A 19,318-nucleotide genomic window follows, 5' to 3' on the forward strand; every position below is an offset into this window, starting at 1 on the left:
CCACGACGTTCTGGTCAGCAGCCCCGGCAGACGCCGTTGACCTTTCGACGGGTCTCTTCGTCGTTCCAGATTCCCTTGGGAGAGATGACCAGCTCAGCTGTCAGTTTCATCGGCGCCCTGAGCTCTGCCGGGATCTTTGGGAAAGGTTGGACCGACCGGAGCCAAGCGATCGTCTGATCGTCGACGGCTTTCACGCCAAAAGTCTTGGTCATTTTCACGTCGATGAGGTTTCCGTCGCGATCGATCGAAAAGGTGATGATCGAGCGGATCTCGGTGGCGTTCTTGACATCGTCGGACAGGACGAGCGGACCGATCCGCAACTGGTGTTGGACCTCGCTGCGATAGGAGATCTCGGGGCCGGACGTGTCGGAGGTTGGAGGCCATTGCAGCTCTACATGGGCGATGCGCTTCTGCATGCCCAGATTGAACGTCGTCTTGATCTCGAACGGCACGTTCAGGTCGTCCGGGACGGGCGGAAATGGTCGCATGCGCCGCAGCCCTGCGAGAACGTCTGCATCGTCGTCGGCCGAGCCGGAGCTCTGGTCAATCGTCGCGTTCAAGATCTTGCCGTCCCGATCGATCGAAAAGACAACTCCCACGTGAACTGTCTTGGTTCTCAATCGTTCTGGGATCGCCCAGGAATTTGCCATGAGATGCCGGTAGAGCTGACGCTTGAACGCGGCTTCGTCTGCAAGCGCTGCCGCGGATATCGAAATCAGGATCAGGAGACCAAGACCGAAGTATCGCATTGAAGCCCGCTCATTCTTCTGCGGATCAATGTAGCTTGCTCGTTGGTTGGTGTCGTGAGGGATTAAGCGGGCAGACATGGCTCGCTTTCGTCCGTAGATCCTGGTCGACAGTCCGTCTTCGGCGACCAGGTCAGGATCAGCGCGCGGTCCGGCGAGTCTGCGCCACCGTGATCCGAGTTCCTGTCTTCAGCAGGCTTTCCAGCGCGGTTTCCACGGCATCTGTGAAGCGAGGATCGTTCGGCAGCTCGGTGCCGAACACCGATGTGACCGACAACAATGCAGGCGCAAGCCGGCCCGCAACCGGGCCGGCGTCATCCGCCAGGGCCCGCAGTCTGGCCGCCAGCGGGTCGCGCAGCGCGATCGGCTGGCGGTGTTCGTCGGTGCCGTTGACGTAGCGCATCCACCCGGCGACGGCGAGCGCGAGGCGGGTGATCGGCTGGCCGCGGGCGAGCCGGTCGCTGATGGTGCCGAGCAGGCGCTGCGGCAGCTTCTGCGAGCCGTCCATCGCGATCTGCGCTGTCAGATGCTTCAGCGCCGGATTGCGGAAGCGTTGCAGCAGTGCGGCGCGATAGGCTGTCACGTCGAAGCCGCCGAGCGCGGGCAGAGTCGGCGTGACCTCGTCGCACATCATGTCCTCGACGAGCCCGGCGAGGTCGGGCTCGGCCATGGCCGCGGCAACCGTCTCGCAGCCCATGAGATAGCCGAGATAGGCGATGGTGGAGTGCGCGCCGTTGAGCAACCGGAGCTTCATCAGCTCGAACGGCGCGACGTCGCGGACGAACTGGGCGCCGCTCTGGTCCCACGCCGGACGGTCGCCGCCGAAATCGTCCTCGATCACCCATTGACTGAACGGCTCGGTCACGACAGGCCAGGCATCGTCGAGCCCGAGCGCGGCGCCGATCTCAGCGCGGTCGGCATCGGTGGTCGCCGGCACGATGCGGTCGACCATGGTCGAGGGAAAGCGGACCTTGTCCGCGATCCATGCCGCGAGATCGCGGTCGATCAGTTCGGCGAAGGCGATGACGAGGCCGCGCAAGGTATGGCCGTTGGCCGGAAGGTTGTCGCAGGCGAGCACGGCGAAGGGCGGCAGCCCCTGTTGCCGTCGCAGCTGCAAGCCGCCTGTGATGACGCCGAGCGTGCTGCGGGGGTGGCCGACATTGAGGCTGTCGTGACGGATGTCGGGATCGTCGGCGCGCAGCGCGCCGGTCGCCGGATCGTGGCTGTAGCCCTTCTCGGTCACGGTGGTGGAGACGATGCGCACGCGGGGATCGGCGAGGCGCGCGAGCAGGCCCGCGGGATCTTCCGGCGCCACGGCGAGGCCGGTGAGCGCGCCGATGACGCGCCGCTGATGTCCGGCACCGTCGCTCGCCGTCACGCTGTAGAGCCCGCCTTGCGGCGCCAGCGCATCGCGGGTGTCGGGCGAGCGCAGGGAGACGCCGAGGATGCCCCAGCGCGGATCGTCCTTGAGCAACGTGTCGGTATAGAGCGCCTGATGGCCCCGATGAAACGCGCCGAGCCCGAGATGGACGATGCCGGTTGCGACCGCCGCGCGGTCGTAGTCCGGCCTGAGGATGCCGGCGGGCAGGCGGTGGAGCGTTGAGGGGCCGAGGCGGTCCATGGCGTATCGGCTCGTCAGAAGATCAGCTGCACTTTGCAGCATTCGGTCTGGTTGTGCTCGAACGTCTCGAATGCGGCGGCGTAGGCGTCGAGCCCGAAGCGGTGGGTGATCAGACGCTCGGGTTGCAGCGTGCCGCGCGCGAACCAGTCGACGACCTTGGCGAACTTGCCGCTGTTGAGCCTGGAAGCGTGGATCGCGAGCTCCTTGGCGGTCACCTTCTGCTGCACGATGGTCGACGGCTCGGCCGAGAAGCCGAGCAGACCGATGCGTGCCGCAGGCGAGGCGATCTCGATGGCCTCGGCGAGAATGGCGGGATGGCAGGCGGCATCGATGATCAAGGTCGGCGTCACATCGGCCGCGGCGAGGGCCTCGGGCAGGGCGGTGCTGGCGGTGTTGATGACGCGGTCGGCGCCGTTGTGCCGCGCCGCTTCGAGCCGGGCATCGATGCGATCGGTGACGATCAGCTGCTTCACGCCGTAGACGTGCTTGAGCACCTGGATCACGGTCAGGCCGATCGGGCCCGCGCCATAGACCAGCGCCACGTCAGAGGCGAACACGCTGGTGTGGTCGGTGATGTTGGCGGCGATCGAGAACGGCTCGACCAGCGGCGCCTTGTCGTCGTCGACGCTGTCCGGCAGCAGATGCGCGTTGGCCGCCGGCACGCAGGCATATTCGGAAAAGCCGCCGTCGCGGTGGACGCCGAGCACGGCGAGATGGGCGCACACGTTGGGGCGGCCGACCGAGCAGGGATAGCATTGGCCGCAGGCCACCACGGGATCGACCACCACGCGGGCGCCGAGCCGTGCGCTGACACCGTCGCCGAGCTTGTCGATGCGGCCGAAGAATTCATGGCCGATCACGCGCGGATAGCGCGCGAACGGGTTGCTGCCGTGGAGGATGTGGATGTCGGAGCCGCAGATCCCGGCGCGCTCGACCTTGATGCGGACCTCGCCTGCCGAAGGCTCGGGAACCGGGCGCGTTTCGATCGACAGGCGGCCGGGCCGCTCCACCACGAGGCTCTTCACGCGCTCCTCCATCCTTCTCGCCCATTTCGACCGCGAGCTGCCGTCGTATAGCAATCCCAAATCTTGGATACAAGTTTTTGATTGAAAGCATATTTGGTATCCCTTATAGGCTTAGCATACAGGAATGACATACAAAGGCCCCGCAGCGGGCCGGCAGGGGAGGTTTGCCAGTGTCTTTGCCCACATCCATGTCTCGTCGCAGTTTCGTCGGCACCGCGCTCGCGGGAGCCTCGGCCTTGGCGTTCACGCCCGCCCGGGCGCAGTCGGCGAAGTATCGCCTGCGCTACGGCACGGCGTTTCCCGCCACCCATCCCGGCGTCGTCCGGATCATCGAGGCGTCGGAGGTCATCAAGAAGCAGACCAATGGTCTGGTCGACCTGCAGGTCTATCCGAACAGCCAGCTCGGCAGCGAGCCCGACATGTTCTCGCAGGTGCGCAGCGGCGCGCTCGACTTCATGTCGACGTCAGGTGTGAACCAGACGGTGGTGCCGATCGGCGGGATCAATGCGGTGGCGTTCGCGTTCGAGAGTTACGACCAGGTGTGGTCGGCGATGGACGGCGATCTCGGCAACCATGTGCGCGGCGAGTTCGCCAAGGTCGGCCTGCACGTGCTCCCGAAATGCCTCGACAATGGCTATCGCAACATCACCTCCGGCGCCAAGCCGATCGCCTCGCCCGACGATCTCAAGGGCTTCAAGATCCGCGTGCCCGGCAATCCGTTGTGGGTGACGCTGTTCAAGACGCTCGGCGCGGCGCCGACGCCGATCAATTTCGGCGAGCTCTATGCGGCCCTGCAGACCCGCATCGTCGACGGCCAGGAGAATCCGCTGGCGCTGATCCAGAGCGCCAAGCTCTACGAGGTGCAGAAGTACATCGCGCTATCAGGCCATATCTGGGACGGCCACTACATCTTCGCCAATGCAGCGCGCTGGAATGTCATGCCTGCCGACGTCCGTGACGCCATCACCGCGGCGCTGTCGGAGGCCGCCGTCAAGGAGCGCCAGGACATCCAGAGCTTCAACGAGAAGGCGCAGGCGGACATGCAGTCCGCCGGCGTGACCTTCAACAAGGTCGACACCAAGCCGTTCCGCGACGCGCTGCGCACCGCCGGCTTCTACACCGAGTGGAAGACCAAGTTCGGCGCCGAGGCGTGGGGCCTGCTGGAGAAATCGGTCGGCCAGCTCTGAGCGAGCTGCCGTTGCATCCCTGATGCATGTCCGCATGCGCGGACATCAGCAGGATCTTGCGGGGAGGGTGGAATGGCCGTTGACATGACCGCGACGACCTCGGTGCCGTCGCATGGTGCCTTTGCGCGTTTCGATCATCTGCTAGGCCGCGCCGTCGAGGCGCTGGCCGCCGCGATCGTGGTCGCCGAATTGGTCCTGCTCGGTGCGGCCACGGCCGCGCGCTACGTGTTCAATGCTCCGCTGATCTGGTCCGACGAACTCGCCACCGTGCTGTTCGTGTGGCTGGCGATGCTCGGCGCCGTCGTCGCATTGCGACGCGCCGAGCACATGCGGCTCACCGCCTTCGTCCGCAATCTGTCGCCGGCGTGGCGGGCGCGCACCGACGCGCTCGGCCTGATGCTGGTCTGCACCGTGCTGGTCGCGCTGGTGATGCCGTCCTGGCACCACCTCGAAAGCCACCTGATCAGCCAGATGCCCGTGCTCGAGATCAGCGAAGGCTATCGCGAGGCCGCGATGCTGGTCGGCGTGCTGCTGATGCTGCTCACCGCGGTCGACCGGCTGATCCAGCAGGCGAGCCTCATGCAGATCGTCGGCGCTCTGGCCCTGGTGCTCGCCGGTGCAGGGGCGCTCTATGCGGCCGCACCTGTGCTGGAGGATCTCGGCAACTACAATCTGTTCATCTTCTTCTTTGTGCTCGTCGCCAGCGCCATGGTGATCGGCACGCCGATCGCCTTCACCTTCCTGCTCGCCACCGTGGCCTATCTGCATTTCAGCACGACCGTGCCGGTCCTGATCGTTCCTGGCCGGGTCAGCGAGGGCATGTCGCACATGGTGCTGCTGGCGGTGCCGATGTTCGTGCTGCTGGGTGCGCTGATCGAGATCGCCGGGCTGGCGCGGGCGATGATCCTGTTCCTGGTTTCGCTCATCGGCCATCTGCGCGGCGGCCTGCAATATGTGCTGCTCGGCGCGATGTACCTGGTCTCCGGCATCTCCGGCGCCAAGGCGGCCGACATGGCCGCGGTCGCGCCGGCGCTTTTTCCCGAGATGAAGCAGCGCGGCAGCTCGGAAGGCGACCTGGTGTCGCTGCTGTCGGCCTCGGCCGTTATGTCGGAAACGATCCCGCCCTCGATCGTGCTGATCACGGTCGGATCGGTGACGGGCGTGTCGATCGCGGCGCTGTTCACCGGCGGGCTGCTGCCGGCGGTGGTCGGCCTGATCGCACTCTCCGTCGTCGTCTTCCTGCAGACGCGCAAGGAGGACATGAGCGGCGCGCAGCGTTTCGATGCCAAGACGCGGCTGCGGCTGTTTGCGATCTCTATTCCCGGTCTCGGTCTGCCGATCGTGATCCGTTCGGCTGTGGTCGAGGGCGTCGCCACCGCGACCGAGGTCGCGGCGATCGGCGTCATCTACACCGTGCTGGTCGGCATCTTCGTCTATCGCCAGTTCGACTGGAAGCGGGTGTATCCCATCCTGGTCGATACGGCGTCGCTGTCCGGCGCGATCCTGCTGGTGGTGGGGGCTGCGACCGGCATGGCCTGGGCGCTGACCCAGTCCGGCTTCTCGCAGCAGCTCGTGGACCTCATGGTGGCTGTGCCCGGCGGCCGCTGGGGCTTCCTGCTGATTTCGGCGCTCGCCTTCGTCGTGCTCGGCAGCGTGCTCGAGGGCGTGCCGGCGGTGGTGCTGTTCGGGCCGCTGCTGTTCCCGATCGCGCGCATGATGGGCGTGCACGAGGTGCACTACGCCATCATCGCGGTGTTCGCGATGGGTCTCGGCCTGTTCACGCCGCCTTTCGGCGTCGGCTTCTATCTCGCTTGCGCCATCGGCCGCGCCTCGCCGGACGAGGTCATCCGCCACGTCTGGCCGCATCTCGCCGCACTCGTCGTTGCGCTGCTCTTGATCGTGTTCCTGCCATGGATCTCGATCGGCTTCCTGTGAATCGGGTAGACTGCCGTCATGGATGACGATCTGACACCGCTGACACGACTGGACGGCAAGGCCGGCCGGCGGCTCGCCGACCAGGTCTACGAGCGGCTGCTCGAGGACATCGTCTCCGGCGCGCTGCCGCCGGGCACGCCGATGGCCGAACTCGATCTGTGCGAGCGGCTCGGCGTCAGCCGCACGCCGGTGCGCGAGGCGCTGATCAAGCTCGCCGATGTAGACCTCGTGCGCATCTATCCGCAAAGCGGCAGCGTGGTGGCGCCGGTGTCGCGCGAGGCGTTCGGCGAGGCGCAGTTCATCCGCGAGCATCTCGAATGTGCGCTGGTTGCCGAGGCCGTCCGCTACATCGATGCGACGGCGCTGCGCGAGCTGACCGAGCTGATCGACAAGCAGAAGGCGGCGGCGACGCCGGCGGAGTTCTACGTCCATGACGAGGCGTTCCATCAGACGATCGCCCGCACCAGCCGGCATCCCCATGTCTGGCAGGTGATCCGTCAGACCAAGATCCATTTCGACCGCGTCCGCCATCTGACCTTGATCGAGGACGCCGGCCATATTCCGCTCCTGATCGCGCAGCATCAGGAGATCCTGGACGGGCTGGCCGCCTGCAACGAGGCCCAGGCGGTCGCGGCGATGCGCCGGCATCTGCGCGAGGTGTTTCGCCGCGCTGACGGCATCTTTGCCCGGCAGGAGGAGATGTCGCAGGCCGAACCGCGCACGCGGGCACGGCGGCGGCGCTGATCGCGCGCTTGATTCATTCTGGAAGGTGACGACATGGAACAGACGTGGCGCTGGTTCGGACCCGATGATCCCATCACCTTGCCGCAGGTTCGCCAGACCGGCGCGACCGGCATCGTGACGGCGCTGCATCACATTCCCTACGGCGTGGTGTGGAGCACCGATGAGATCATCAGGCGCATCGGCTTGATCGAAGGCGATTCATCGCTGCGGCTGCGCTGGAGCGTGGTCGAGAGCCTGCCGGTCTCCGAGGCCATCAAGCTGGGCGAGGGCGATCTGACGTCCTTGTTCGACAACTACCGCCAGTCGCTGCGCAACCTCGCCGCCTGCGGCGTCACTACCGTCTGCTACAATTTCATGGCGGTGCTGGACTGGACCCGCACCGAGCTCGCCTTCCGCCTGCCGGGCGGCGCCACCGCGCTCCGCTTCGACATGGATCGCCTGGCGGCGTTCGACTGCTACATCCTGCAGCGGCCCGGCGCCGAGGCGGAATTCTCCTCCGACGTGCTCGACCGCGCCAGAGCCTGGGTGGCGCAGGCCTCCGAAGCCGACAAGGACCGGCTGCTCGCGACCATCATGGCCGGGTTGCCCGGCGCCTATGACCGCTATGACGTGCCCGGCCTGCGCCGCATGCTGGAGAAATATCGCGGCATCGGCCATGCCGAGCTGCGTGCCAACTACGCGCGCTTCCTGCGCGAGGTGGTGCCGGTGGCGGAGGAGTGCGGTGTCAGCCTGTGCGTCCATCCCGACGATCCGCCGCGCGACCTGTTCGGCCTGCCGCGCGTGGTGTCGTCAGCCGAGGATCTGCAGTTCATCGTCGATGCCGCCCCGTCGAAGGCCAATGGCATCACGTTCTGCACCGGCGCGCTCGGCGCTGGCGGCCACAACAACGTGCCGCGGCTTGCCGAGCGGTTCGCCCCGCACATCCGCTTCGTCCATCTGCGCAACGTCACCAAGATGCTCGACGGCTCGTTCATGGAGGCCGAGCATCTGCGCGGCGATGTCGACATGGTTGCGATCGTGACGACGCTGCTCAAGGAGCAGGCGCGCCGCAAGGCCGAGGGCGATCCGGACTGGCGGATCCCGTTCCGCCCCGATCACGGTCATGAGCTGGTCGACGACATCGGCCGCGGCACGCATCCCGGCTATCCGCTGGTTGGCCGGCTCAAGGGCCTCGCCGAGATCCGCGGGGTGATGACCGCCGTCGCGGCCATTAACCGTCTCCCGGTTTGATCGGCAGGGCAGGATAACGCGCTTGTCAGCGCGCTGTCCGTCAACGAGGATGCCCGCCGGAACGTCGTCCACGAGTTGAACAGATGTCGACCTCACTCTTCGATCTCTCCGGCAAGACCGCGTTGGTGACCGGCTCCTCCCGCGGCCTCGGCCGCGCCATTGCCGAAGGCTTTGCCAAGGCCGGGGCGCGGCTCGTCATCAACGGCATCGACCCGGCGCGCACGCTGGCGGCGGCGGAAGAATTCCGCGCCGCGGGCCATCAGGCCGAGGCCTGCCCGTTCGACGTGACCGATGAGCAGGCGGTGGTCAGCGCCTTCGCGCGTTTCGATGACCAGGGGATCGCGATCGACATCCTCGTCAACAATGCCGGCATCCAGCACCGCAAGCCGCTGGTCGAGTTCACCACCGACGAGTGGCGCCGCGTCATCGAGACCAACCTCACCAGCGCGTTCGTGATCGGGCGCGAGGCCGCCAAGCGGATGATTCCGCGCAACAGCGGCAAGATCATCAACATCGGCTCGCTCGGCAGCGAGCTGGCAAGGCCGACGATCGGGCCCTACACCACGGCCAAGGGCGGCATCCGCAACCTGACCCGCGCGATGGCCGTCGAATGGGCCGCGCACGGCATCCAGGCCAATGCGATCGGTCCCGGCTACATGCTGACCGACATGAACCAGGCGCTGATGAGCAACCCCGACTTCAACAACTGGCTGATGTCGCGCGTCCCGGCGAAGCGCTGGGGTCGTCCCGACGAACTGGTCGGCACCGCGATCTTCCTGGCCTCCGACGCGTCGACCTATGTCAACGGCCAGACCATCTATGTCGATGGCGGCATGCTGGCGGCGATGTAGGATCGCGGAAGACACGAGACAGGGAGGCCGGCCATGCGTGCGGTCGTCATTCACGCGCCGAAAGATCTGCGCATCGACAGCTTTCCCGATCCGGCGCCGGGACCCGGCGAGGTCCGGGTCAAGATCGAGGCCGGCGGCATCTGCGGCTCGGATCTGCATTACTACCATCACGGCGGCTTCGGCACGGTCCGCATCAAGCAGCCGATGGCGCTGGGTCATGAGATCGCAGGCCACGTCGCCGCGGTCGGTGCCGGCGTGACCGGCCTCGCCGAGGGCACGCGCGTCGCCGTCAATCCGAGCCTGCCGTGCGGCAAGTGCGCCTATTGCCGCGAGGGGCGGCGCAACCAGTGCCTGGACATGCGCTTCATGGGCAGCGCGATGCGCGATCCCCACGTGCAGGGCGGCTTCCGCGAGTTCGTCACCGTGGATGCCTCGCAGGCGGTGCCGATCGCGCCGTCGTTGTCGCTGGGAGAGGCCGCGATGGCCGAGCCGCTGTCGGTCTGCCTGCATGCCGCGCACCAGGCCGGTTCGCTGCTCGGCAAGCGCGTGCTGGTGACCGGCTGCGGCCCGATCGGAGCGCTGTCGATCCTGGTCGCGCGTTACGGCGGCGCAGCCGAGATCGTGGCGACCGACGTCGCCGACGCGCCGCTTGCGATGGCGCGCACGCTCGGCGCCAGCCATGCGTTCAATGTCGGGGCGGAGCCGTCGGCGCTCGATCCGTGGCGGAGCGGGAAGGGCACGTTCGACGTGCTGTTCGAGGCCTCCGGCAACCAGGCCGCCCTGCGGGCGGCGCTCGACGTCATGAGGCCCGGCGGCGTCATCGTCCAGCTTGGGCTCGGCGGCGAGATGACCTTGCCGGTCAACACGCTGGTCACGAAGGAGCTGCAATTGCGCGGCACGTTCCGGTTCGACCGCGAATTCGAGCTGGCGCTGCGGCTGATGGGCGAGGGGCTGCTGGACGTCAAGCCGCTGATCTCGGCTGCGCTGCCATTCGAGCAGGCGGTCGCCGCCTTCGAGCTCGCCAGCGATCGAGGCCGGTCGATGAAGGTTCATTTGACGTTTTGATGGATGGATTGACGCCGATGAAAGTCGCCTGCATCGGAGAGTGCATGGTGGAGTTTGCGCAGGAGGACGGCTCGCTGTTCCGGCGCGGCTTCGGCGGCGACACGCTCAACACGGCGCTCTATCTGGCCCGGCTCGGCGTGCCCACCTCCTACGTCACGGCGCTCGGCGATGATCCCTTGAGCGCCATGATGCTGGCGGCCTGGCAGGCCGAGGGCATCGACACCTCGGAGGTGCTGCAGGTCGAGGGCCGCGTGCCCGGCCTGTACATGATCGAGCGCGATGCCCGGGGCGAGCGCAGCTTCCTCTATTGGCGCGACCGCGCGCCGGCGCGCGAGCTGTTCGATCGCGCCGACCGCGACATGCTCGACAGGCTCTCCCGCTTCGACTGGATCTATCTCTCCGGCATCAGCCTCTCGCTCTATGGCGAGACCGGCAAGGCCAAGCTGCGTGAGCTCTTGACGGTGGCGCGCAAGCGCGGCGCGCGTGTGGTCTTCGACGGCAACTACCGGCCGCGCGGCTGGGCCAGCCGCGAGGTGGCGCAGCGCGCGTTCCGCGCGATCCTGCCGCTGGTCGACGTTGCGCTGCCGACGCTCGAGGATGAGCAGATGCTGTTCGGCGATGCCGACGCCTCCGTCAGCCTGCGCCGCTTCAAGGAAGCCGGGGTCGGCGAGGTCGTCGTCAAGCGCGGCGCACGCGGCTGCCTGATCCATGCCGATGGTGTGCTGGTCGACATCGCGCCGCCTGCGGTGCTCAAGCCGATCGACACCACGGCGGCCGGCGATTCCTTCAATGCGGGTTATCTCGCCGCGCGCATCAAGGGCGCGCCGCCCCGCAAGGCGGCGTTGGCCGGCCACCGGCTTGCCGGCGCCGTGATCATGGCGCCGGGAGCCGTGATCCCGGCCACCGCGATGCCGCGGGACATTCTGACGATGAGCGAGGCATGATGAACAATTTGGACAAGCGCACGAAGCTCGATGCGGTGTTCGCTCTGGCGCCGGTGATTCCGGTGATCACGATCGAGGACGCCGCGCATGCCGTGCCGCTTGCGCGCGCGCTCGTTACCGGCGGTCTCCGCGTCATCGAGATCACCTTGCGGACGCAGGCGGGGCTCGATGCCGCACGCGCGATCATTGATGAGGTGCCGGACGCCGTTGTCGGCATCGGCACGGTGCTGACGCCGGCGGACTACGAGCGCGCCGCCGGGCTCGGTGCAGCCTTCGCGATCAGTCCGGGCCTGTCGATCGGCCTGCTCGATGCCGCGAATGCGGGCGAAATGCCGTTCGCGCCGGGCATTCAGACCGCCTCTGATCTCATCGCCTGCGTGACGCGCGGCTATGAGCTGGTGAAGTTCTTTCCTGCGGTGCCGGCCGGTGGGCTCGCCGCGCTGGATGCGCTGGCCGGGCCGTTCCCCAACGTACGGTTCTGCCCGACGGGCGGCATCAATGCCGGCAACGCTGCGCAATGGCTGGCGCATAAGAAGGTCGTTGCGATTGGCGGCTCCTGGGTCGCCCCCGCGGCCGACATCAAGGCCGGGGCCTGGGCTGCGATCGAGCAGCGCGCCCGCGAGGCGACGAAGCTGCGCTGATCTGGCCTGTCCACAACTTAAAATTTTGTTTGTGTCCGACGTTCATCTTCGGCAGCGTAGGCCTCCGTCGGCGCTTGTCATTCTCAAAAAGTATTACAGTCAAATAATATGACTAGTCATCCCGAGTGTTCCGTGGAATAACGGACGTCACCGGCCGTCGAGGCGGGTGAATAGGTGCGTCGGCACCGCTGTTCGCGGCGGCGCATCAAAAAACAGTACCTTTTTGGGAGAGAACGTCTGATGACCCTGAAAGCCCTCTTTGCGGCCTCGGCAACGGCCGCCTTGTTGCTTGCCACGTCTGCTGGCGCCGCTGAGCTGACCGTCGGCTTCTCGCAGATCGGATCGGAGTCCGGTTGGCGCGCCGCCGAGACCTCGGTCTCGAAATCTGAAGCCGCCAAGCGCAAGATCAACCTGAAGATCGCCGACGCCCAGCAGAAGCAGGAGAACCAGATCAAGGCGATCCGCTCCTTCATCGCCCAGGGCGTGGACGCGATCTTCCTCGCGCCGGTCGTGGCCTCCGGCTGGGACGCGGTGCTGAAGGAAGCCAAGGAAGCCAAGATCCCGGTCGTGCTGCTCGACCGCGACATCGATCCCTCCGGCAAGGACCTCTATCTGACCGCCGTCACCTCCGACAGCGTGCACGAGGGCGAGGTGGCAGGCGAGTGGCTCGCCAAGACGGTCGGCGGCAAGGCCTGCAACGTCGTCGAGCTGCAGGGCACGGTCGGCGCCAGCGTCGCCACCAACCGCAAGAAGGGCTTTGACGCCGTCGTCGCCAAGAACGCCAACCTGAAGGTCGTTCGCAGCCAGACCGGCGACTTCACCCGTGCCAAGGGCAAGGAGGTGATGGAAAGCTTCATCAAGGCCGAGAACGGCGGCAAGTCGATCTGCGCGGTCTATGCCCACAACGACGACATGATGGTCGGCGCCATCCAGGCGATGAAGGAAGCCGGGCTCAAGCCGGGCAAGGACATCCTGACCGTCTCGATCGACGCCGTGCCGGACATCTTCAAGGCGATCGCCGCCGGCGAAGCCAACGCCACCGTCGAGCTGACGCCGAACATGGCGGGCCCGGCGTTCGACGCAATCGTGGCCTTCAAGGAGAAGGGCACCGTTCCGCCGAAGTGGATCCAGACGGAATCGAAGCTCTACACCGCGACTGACGATCCGCAGAAGGTCTACGACAGCAAGAAGGGGCTCGGCTACTGAGCCGAAGATCTCGCCGTCGTCCTGGCTGTTGCCGGGACGACGGAAATCAATCGTGGCGCCCGCATCGCGTGCGGGCGTCGACTTTCCGGTCTTGCCCAAGTAGTTCGTCATGTCTGATCCTTCAGCTCCGCCGGCGATGCGTCCGTCTCTTCTGGAGATCCGCGGCCTCACCAAGAGCTTCGGTGCGCTCAAGGCGCTGCAGGATGTCGACTTCATGCTGGGTGAGGGCGAGATCCACGCGCTGCTCGGCGAGAATGGCGCCGGCAAGTCGACGCTGATCAAGGTCGTCACCGGCGTTTTCGCGCGGGACGCCGGCACCGTGCGGCTGGCCGATCGGGAGATCGCGCCGCGCTCGGCCAAGGACGCGGTCGATGCCGGCATCGCCACCGTCTATCAGGAAGTCAATCTGCTGCCGAACCTCTCGGTGGCGCAAAATCTGTATCTCGGCCGGCAGCCGACGCGGTTCGGCGTCGTGCGCGAGGCCGAGATGCGGCGGCGCGCGCATGCGCTGCTGCTGGATTATGGGCTGGACATCGACGTCGGCGCACCGCTTTCGAGCTACTCGGTCGCGGTCCAGCATATCACGGCGATCGCGCGCGCCGTCGATCTGTCGGCGCGCGTCCTCATTCTCGACGAGCCCACGGCGAGCCTCGACCGCCACGAGGTCGAGATCCTGTTCAAGGTGATGCGAAAGCTCGCGGCTGATGGCATCGGCATCATCTTCGTCAGCCACTTCCTCGATCAGGTCTATGAGATCTGCGACCGCGTCACGGTGCTGCGCAACGGCCGGCTGATCGGCACGCGCGAGATTGCCGATCTGCCGCGGCTCGACCTGATCCGCATGATGCTCGGGCGGGAGCTGGCCGAGACCACCCACGAACGCGCAGCGAGCCAGCCGGACAGGGCGCGCGAGGTCTGCATCAGTTTCAAGGGCTATGGCAAGCAGGGCTACCTTGCGCCGTTCGATCTCGAGCTGCGCCGCGGCGAGGTGGTCGGGCTCGCCGGCCTGCTCGGCTCCGGACGCACCGAGACGGCACGGCTCGTGTTCGGCGCCGAGCGCGCCGACAGCGGCGCGGCCACCGTCAACGGCGAGACCGTCCGGCTGAATTCGCCGCGCGATGCCGCCGGGCTCGGCTTCGGCTATTGTCCGGAAGAGCGCAAGACGGAGGGCATCGTTGCCGACCTCACCGTGCGCGAGAACATCGTGCTGGCGCTACAGGCGCGGCGCGGCCTGCACCGGCCACTGTCGCGGCGCGAGCAGGACGAGATCGCGATGCGTTACATCCGCATGCTCGACATCCGGCCGCCGGATCCGGAACGTCCGATCGGGCTGCTGTCGGGCGGCAACCAGCAGAAGGCGCTGCTGGCGCGCTGGCTCGCCACGTCGCCGAAGCTCCTCGTTCTGGACGAGCCGACGCGCGGCATCGACGTCGGGGCCCATGCCGAGATCATCCGGCTGGTGCGCGAGCTGTGCGAGCAGGGGCTGGCGCTGCTTGTGATCTCCTCCGAGCTCGACGAGATCGTGACCTATTCCAACCGCGTCATCGTGCTGCGCGACCGCGCCCATGTCGAGGAGCTGAAGGGCGACGCCGTCGAGGTCTCCAGCATTCTTGCGGCGATCGCTGCGGATACCGAGGCCGTGCGCGAGGCCGCATCATGACGCTTCGCATTCCCCGCCGTGGCCTGGCACAAGCGCTCGCACTGATCTTGATCCTGATCATCGATCGCGCGGTGTCGCCGCAGTTCTTCAATCTCCATCTGCAGGACGGCCGGCTGTTCGGCAGCGTCATCGACGTCCTGAACCGCGGCACGCCGGTGGCGCTGCTGTCGCTGGGCATGGTGCTCGTCATCGCGACCGGAGGCATCGACCTTTCGGTCGGTGCCGTGATGGCGATCGCGGGCGCTACTGCGGCGAGCCTCGCCGATACGCATTCGCTGCCGGTGGTCATCGGCTCCGCGCTCGCTGTCGGTCTGGTGTGCGGGCTCTGGAACGGCATCCTCGTTGCCTTCTTGCGTATCCAGCCGATCGTCGCCACGCTCATCCTGATGGTCGCAGGACGCGGCATCGCGCAGCTCATCACGGAAGGTCGGATCGTCACCTTCACCTCGCCCGATCTGGTCTGGATGGGCAACGGCGCCGTGCTCGGCCTGCCGACGCCGGTCGTGATCGCGATCGGCATGCTGCTGGTGACGGGGGCGGTCGTGCGCGGCACCGCGCTCGGGCTCTTGATCGAGGCGACCGGCGGCAACGCGCGCGCCAGCGAGCTGTCGGGCGTCGGCACCCGCGCCATGATCCTGTCGGTCTATGTCTGGTGCGGACTGTGCGCCGCGCTCGCGGGCGTCATTGCGGCCGCCGACATCATGGGGGCGGATGCCAACAATGCCGGGCTGTGGCTCGAGCTCGATGCGATCCTCGCCGTCGTGATCGGCGGCACCTCGCTGTTTGGCGGCCGCTTCAGCCTGGTGCTGGCGGTGGCCGGCGCGCTGATCATCCAGGCCATGAACACCGGCATTTTGCTGTCGGGCTATCCGCCGGAGCTCAATCTGCTGGTCAAGGCCGTCGTCGTACTTGCCGTGCTGCTGGCGCAATCGCCGCGGCTCGGCGATCTCTCGCGCTTCACCGCGCGCTGGCGGAGGACCAAGCCATGAAGGCCTCGACCTCGGTTGCGATCACGGCGTTCGTGCTGGTCGCCGGCTTCGCGTTGTGCGCGCTGCAGTTCCCGAACATCGCCTCGACCCGCGTCGTCGCTAATCTGCTCACCGACAACGCCTTCCTCGGCATCGTCGCGGCCGGCATGACCTTCGTCATCATCTCCGGCGGCATCGATCTGTCGGTCGGCTCGGTGATCGGCTTCACGACGGTGTTCGTGGCTCTGGCGGTCGAGCGCTGGGGCATTCCGCCGTTTGCCGCGTTCGCAATGGTGCTCGTGCTGTGCGCGCTGTTCGGCGCCGCGATGGGGGCGGTCATTCACGTATTTGAGCTGCCGCCCTTCATCGTGACGCTCGCGGGCATGTTCCTGGCGCGCGGCGTCAGCTTCCTGCTGTCGACCGAGTCGATTCCGATCACCGCTCCGATCTACAGTGCCGTCTCCGACTTTGCGATCCGGCTGCCAGGCGGCGGACGGCTCACCGCGATCGCGATGGCGATGCTCGTGATCCTGGTGCTCTGCGCGTTGCTGCTGCATTTGACCCGGTTTGGCGCCAACGTCTACGCGCTCGGCGGCAGCCGTGTGGCGACAGCCCTGATGGGCATTCCGGTCGGGCCGATGACGATCCGCATCTATATGCTGTCGAGCGTGCTTGCGGGCCTCGCCGGCATCGTCTTCTCGTTCTACACCGCGGCCGGCTACTCGCTCTCGGCCGTTGGCGTCGAGCTCGATACAATCGCGGCCGTGGTGATCGGCGGAACCTTGTTGACGGGCGGACAAGGCTCGGTCATCGGCACCTTCCTTGGCGTCCTGATCCAGGGCATGATCCAGACCTACATCAACTTCGACGGCACGCTGTCGAGCTGGTGGACCAAGATCGCCACGGGGGTTCTGTTGTTCGTCTTCATTGCGTTGCAACAAGGTCTGATGGCGCTCGCGCGCCGCTCATCCGTCAAGCCGGCAGGGGCCAAGCCGATGGGGGCGCCGACATGACGACGTCGCACATCGTCTCGATTCCGACCCGGCGCGCGCATTCCAACCATGCCGAGGTCGCCCGCAGCATCGGCATCGACATCATCTCCGGCCGATTGGCCGAGGGGGCGCGGCTGCCGGGTGATGCCGAACTGACCGCGACCTTCGGCGTCTCACGGCCGGTGCTGCGCGAGAGCGTGAAGACCCTCGTTGCAAAAGGTCTGCTGTCGACCAAGGCCCGCGTCGGCACCGTGGTGCGCGGACGCTCGGACTGGAACATGTTCGATCCCGACGTGCTCGCCTGGCACCTCGACGCGGGCATCGACAAGCGCTTCCTCGCCGACCTCGCCGAGATCCGGTTGGCGATCGAGCCGCGCGCCGCGGCGCTCGCGGCGGAACGCCGTACGGATGACGACGTCGCGGCGATGCGCAAGGCGATGGCGCAGATGGAGCGCGAGCCATCGACATCGGTCGCTTTCGCCGAGGCTGACCTTGCGCTGCACATCGCGGTCGCCAACGCCTCGGGCAATCCCTTCATGCGCTCGATCGGCGCTGTCATCGAGGCCGCGTTGCGCGCCTCGTTCGTCCTGAGCGCCCCGATCGAGACCGCCGATCGCGACACCGTGCTGGTCTGGCACCAGCGCATCATCGACGCGATCGCGGATGGAGACGCCGACGGCGCCTCCGAGGCCATGATTGAAGTCATCTACAACGGCCGGCGGCGCCATGCCCAGTCGGCTGCACGAACGGACCGGGAATGAGCAACGACAACGAGAAGAAGACGCTGCGGAGCCAGGCGTGGTTCGGCCGCCAGGACAAGATGGGCTTCTATTATCGCTCGTTCCTGAAGAACAGCGGCACGCCGCAGGATCGCTTCGAGGGCCGTCCGGTCATCGGCATCTGCAACACCTGGTCGGAGCTGACACCCTGCAACGCGCATTTCCGCGTCATCGCCGAGCATGTCCGCCAGGGCGTGCTCGATGCCGGCGGCTATCCGCTGGAGTTTCCGGTCTCCTCGCTCGGCGAGGTGACGATGCGCCCCACCGCGATGCTGTTCCGTAACCTCGCTTCGATGGATGTCGAGGAGGCGATCCGCGCCCACCCGCTCGACGGCGTCGTGCTGCTGATGGGCTGTGACAAGACCACGCCGGCGCTCTTGATGGGCGCCGCCTCGGCCAACCTGCCTGCGATCGGTGTTTCGGGCGGCCCACAACTGCGCGGCGTCTATCGTGGCCAGATCATCGGCTCCGGTACCAACATCATCTCGATGAGCGAGCAGCTGCGTGCCGGCGAGATCACGCTGAAGGAATTCCACGAGGCCGAGGCCGGCATGAACCGCTCCGCCGGCAGCTGCATGACCATGGGCACGGCCTCGACGATGGCCTCGATGGTCGAGGCGCTCGGCATCGGCTTGCCGGAAAATGCGGCGATTCCGGCTGCGGATGCGCGGCGCAACCTGCTGGCCCGCATGGCCGGACGGCGCATCGTCCAGATGGTCGGCGAGGATCTCAAGCCGTCGGATATCCTGACGCGCCAGGCGTTCGAGAACGCGATCCGCACGCTGGCCGCGATCGGCGGCTCGACCAATGCCGTCGTGCATCTGCTCGCGATCGCCGGCCGTGTCGGCGTCGAGCTGACGCTCGATGATTTCGATCGGCTCTGCCGCGACGTGCATTGCCTGGTCGACCTGATGCCGTCGGGCCGCTTCCTGATGGAGGACTTCTATTACGCCGGCGGCCTGCCGGCGGTGCTGCGTGCGCTCGGCGAGCGCGGCCTGCTGCACAAGGACGCGCGCACCGTCAACGGCAAGACGTTGTGGGACAATGTCGCCGAGGCTCCGAACTGGAACGCCGAGGTCATCACGCCGTTCGAGACCCCGTTCAAGACGGAAGCCGGCATTGCCATTCTCACCGGCAATCTCGCCCCCAACGGCGCTGTCATCAAGCCGTCGGCGGCCTCGCCGGAACTGATGAACCATACGGGACGCGCGGTCGTGTTCGAGAGCGTCGAGGAGATGCATGACGCGGTCGACGACGACAATCTCGACATCGATGCGTCCTGCATCATGGTGCTGAAGAACTGCGGGCCGAAGGGCTATCCGGGCATGGCCGAGGTCGGCAACATGCCGCTGCCTGCGAAAGTGCTGCGTCAGGGCGTGCGCGACATGATCCGCATCTCCGATGCGCGCATGTCCGGCACGGCCTACGGCACGGTGGTGCTGCATGTCGCGCCGGAGGCTACCGTCGGCGGACCGCTGGCGCTGGTGAAGAACGGCGACATGATCACGCTCGACGTCGCCGCGCGCCGGCTGCATCTGCATGTCAGCGACGAGGAACTGGCCGCACGCCGCGCCGCCTGGACGCCGCCGAAGCCGCATGCGGCCCGCGGCTATCAGAAGCTCTACATCGATCACGTGCTGCAGGCCGATCGCGGCGTCGATTTCGATTTCCTCGTCGGCCGCACCGGCTCGCCCGTGCCGCGCGACAATCACTGAGAGGGGCCC

Annotated in this window: 17 protein-coding genes; 14 read left to right on the forward strand and 3 right to left on the reverse strand. The window is 66.8% G+C overall.

The window, feature by feature from the left end; all coding sequences use genetic code 11:
• Window positions 1-14 precede the first annotated feature (14 nt).
• Genes QW863_RS33710 through QW863_RS33720 form a run of 3 tightly spaced genes read right to left on the reverse strand, consistent with a single transcriptional unit; the run spans window position 15 to window position 3,392 of the window.
• Window positions 15-827, reverse strand: a complete 813-nt coding sequence (locus QW863_RS33710) for a TonB family protein (protein WP_315718180.1) — start codon at window positions 825-827, stop codon at window positions 15-17.
• 58 nt (window positions 828-885) lie between these two features.
• The gene (locus QW863_RS33715) at window positions 886-2,367 is read right to left on the reverse strand and encodes a mannitol dehydrogenase family protein (RefSeq protein ID WP_315718182.1); all 1,482 of its coding nucleotides are present in this window, start codon (window positions 2,365-2,367) and stop codon (window positions 886-888) included.
• A gap of 14 nt (window positions 2,368-2,381) precedes the next feature.
• Entirely contained in the window at window positions 2,382-3,392 is a 1,011-nt protein-coding gene (locus tag QW863_RS33720) for a Zn-dependent oxidoreductase (RefSeq protein ID WP_315718184.1), read from the reverse strand.
• 170 nt (window positions 3,393-3,562) lie between these two features.
• Here QW863_RS33720 and QW863_RS33725 point away from each other — a divergent pair, with 170 nt between their 5' ends.
• From QW863_RS33725 to QW863_RS33790, 14 genes are all read left to right on the forward strand, one after another.
• Entirely contained in the window at window positions 3,563-4,579 is a 1,017-nt protein-coding gene (locus QW863_RS33725) for a TRAP transporter substrate-binding protein (RefSeq protein ID WP_315750324.1), read from the forward strand.
• Window positions 4,580-4,651: 72 nt separating this feature from the next.
• Window positions 4,652-6,514: a TRAP transporter large permease subunit gene (locus QW863_RS33730; protein WP_315718187.1), complete on the forward strand. Its 1,863-nt coding sequence runs from the start codon at window positions 4,652-4,654 to the stop codon at window positions 6,512-6,514.
• Window positions 6,515-6,532: 18 nt separating this feature from the next.
• The gene (locus QW863_RS33735) at window positions 6,533-7,258 is read left to right on the forward strand and encodes a GntR family transcriptional regulator (RefSeq protein ID WP_315718189.1); all 726 of its coding nucleotides are present in this window, start codon (window positions 6,533-6,535) and stop codon (window positions 7,256-7,258) included.
• Window positions 7,259-7,291: 33 nt separating this feature from the next.
• On the forward strand, window positions 7,292-8,488 hold the full coding sequence (gene uxuA / locus QW863_RS33740; RefSeq protein ID WP_315718190.1) for a mannonate dehydratase: 1,197 nt from the start codon (window positions 7,292-7,294) through the stop codon (window positions 8,486-8,488).
• A gap of 83 nt (window positions 8,489-8,571) precedes the next feature.
• The gene (locus QW863_RS33745; protein WP_315718191.1) at window positions 8,572-9,339 is read left to right on the forward strand and encodes a glucose 1-dehydrogenase; all 768 of its coding nucleotides are present in this window, start codon (window positions 8,572-8,574) and stop codon (window positions 9,337-9,339) included.
• Between the two features lie 33 nt (window positions 9,340-9,372).
• Entirely contained in the window at window positions 9,373-10,404 is a 1,032-nt protein-coding gene (locus tag QW863_RS33750) for an L-idonate 5-dehydrogenase (RefSeq protein WP_315718192.1), read from the forward strand.
• A 47-nt stretch (window positions 10,405-10,451) separates the two neighbouring features.
• The gene (locus QW863_RS33755) at window positions 10,452-11,348 is read left to right on the forward strand and encodes a sugar kinase (RefSeq protein WP_409977992.1); all 897 of its coding nucleotides are present in this window, start codon (window positions 10,452-10,454) and stop codon (window positions 11,346-11,348) included.
• Window positions 11,345-11,989, forward strand: coding sequence for a bifunctional 4-hydroxy-2-oxoglutarate aldolase/2-dehydro-3-deoxy-phosphogluconate aldolase (gene eda, locus QW863_RS33760; protein WP_315718195.1), 645 nt, complete (start codon window positions 11,345-11,347; stop codon window positions 11,987-11,989). The genes QW863_RS33755 and eda overlap by 4 nt, the downstream gene beginning before the upstream one ends.
• 240 nt (window positions 11,990-12,229) lie before the next feature.
• On the forward strand, window positions 12,230-13,195 hold the full coding sequence (ytfQ, locus tag QW863_RS33765; protein WP_315718196.1) for a galactofuranose ABC transporter, galactofuranose-binding protein YtfQ: 966 nt from the start codon (window positions 12,230-12,232) through the stop codon (window positions 13,193-13,195).
• Between the two features lie 109 nt (window positions 13,196-13,304).
• Entirely contained in the window at window positions 13,305-14,855 is a 1,551-nt protein-coding gene (locus QW863_RS33770; protein ID WP_315718197.1) for a sugar ABC transporter ATP-binding protein, read from the forward strand.
• Window positions 14,852-15,844 (forward strand): ABC transporter permease, encoded by a 993-nt coding sequence (locus QW863_RS33775; RefSeq protein WP_315718199.1) that lies wholly within the window; start codon window positions 14,852-14,854, stop codon window positions 15,842-15,844. Before QW863_RS33770 ends, QW863_RS33775 begins: the two co-directional genes overlap by 4 nt.
• Window positions 15,841-16,836, forward strand: coding sequence for a galactofuranose ABC transporter, permease protein YjfF (yjfF, locus tag QW863_RS33780; protein ID WP_315718200.1), 996 nt, complete (start codon window positions 15,841-15,843; stop codon window positions 16,834-16,836). The genes QW863_RS33775 and yjfF overlap by 4 nt, the downstream gene beginning before the upstream one ends.
• Window positions 16,833-17,576, forward strand: coding sequence for a FadR/GntR family transcriptional regulator (locus tag QW863_RS33785; RefSeq protein WP_315718201.1), 744 nt, complete (start codon window positions 16,833-16,835; stop codon window positions 17,574-17,576). The genes yjfF and QW863_RS33785 overlap by 4 nt, the downstream gene beginning before the upstream one ends.
• Window positions 17,573-19,309 (forward strand): IlvD/Edd family dehydratase, encoded by a 1,737-nt coding sequence (locus tag QW863_RS33790; RefSeq protein ID WP_315718202.1) that lies wholly within the window; start codon window positions 17,573-17,575, stop codon window positions 19,307-19,309. Before QW863_RS33785 ends, QW863_RS33790 begins: the two co-directional genes overlap by 4 nt.
• Window positions 19,310-19,318 lie beyond the last annotated feature (9 nt).

Origin of the sequence: Bradyrhizobium sp. SZCCHNR1017 (assembly GCF_032381375.1) — a bacterium.
Taxonomy (GTDB): Bacteria; Pseudomonadota; Alphaproteobacteria; order Rhizobiales; family Xanthobacteraceae; genus Bradyrhizobium.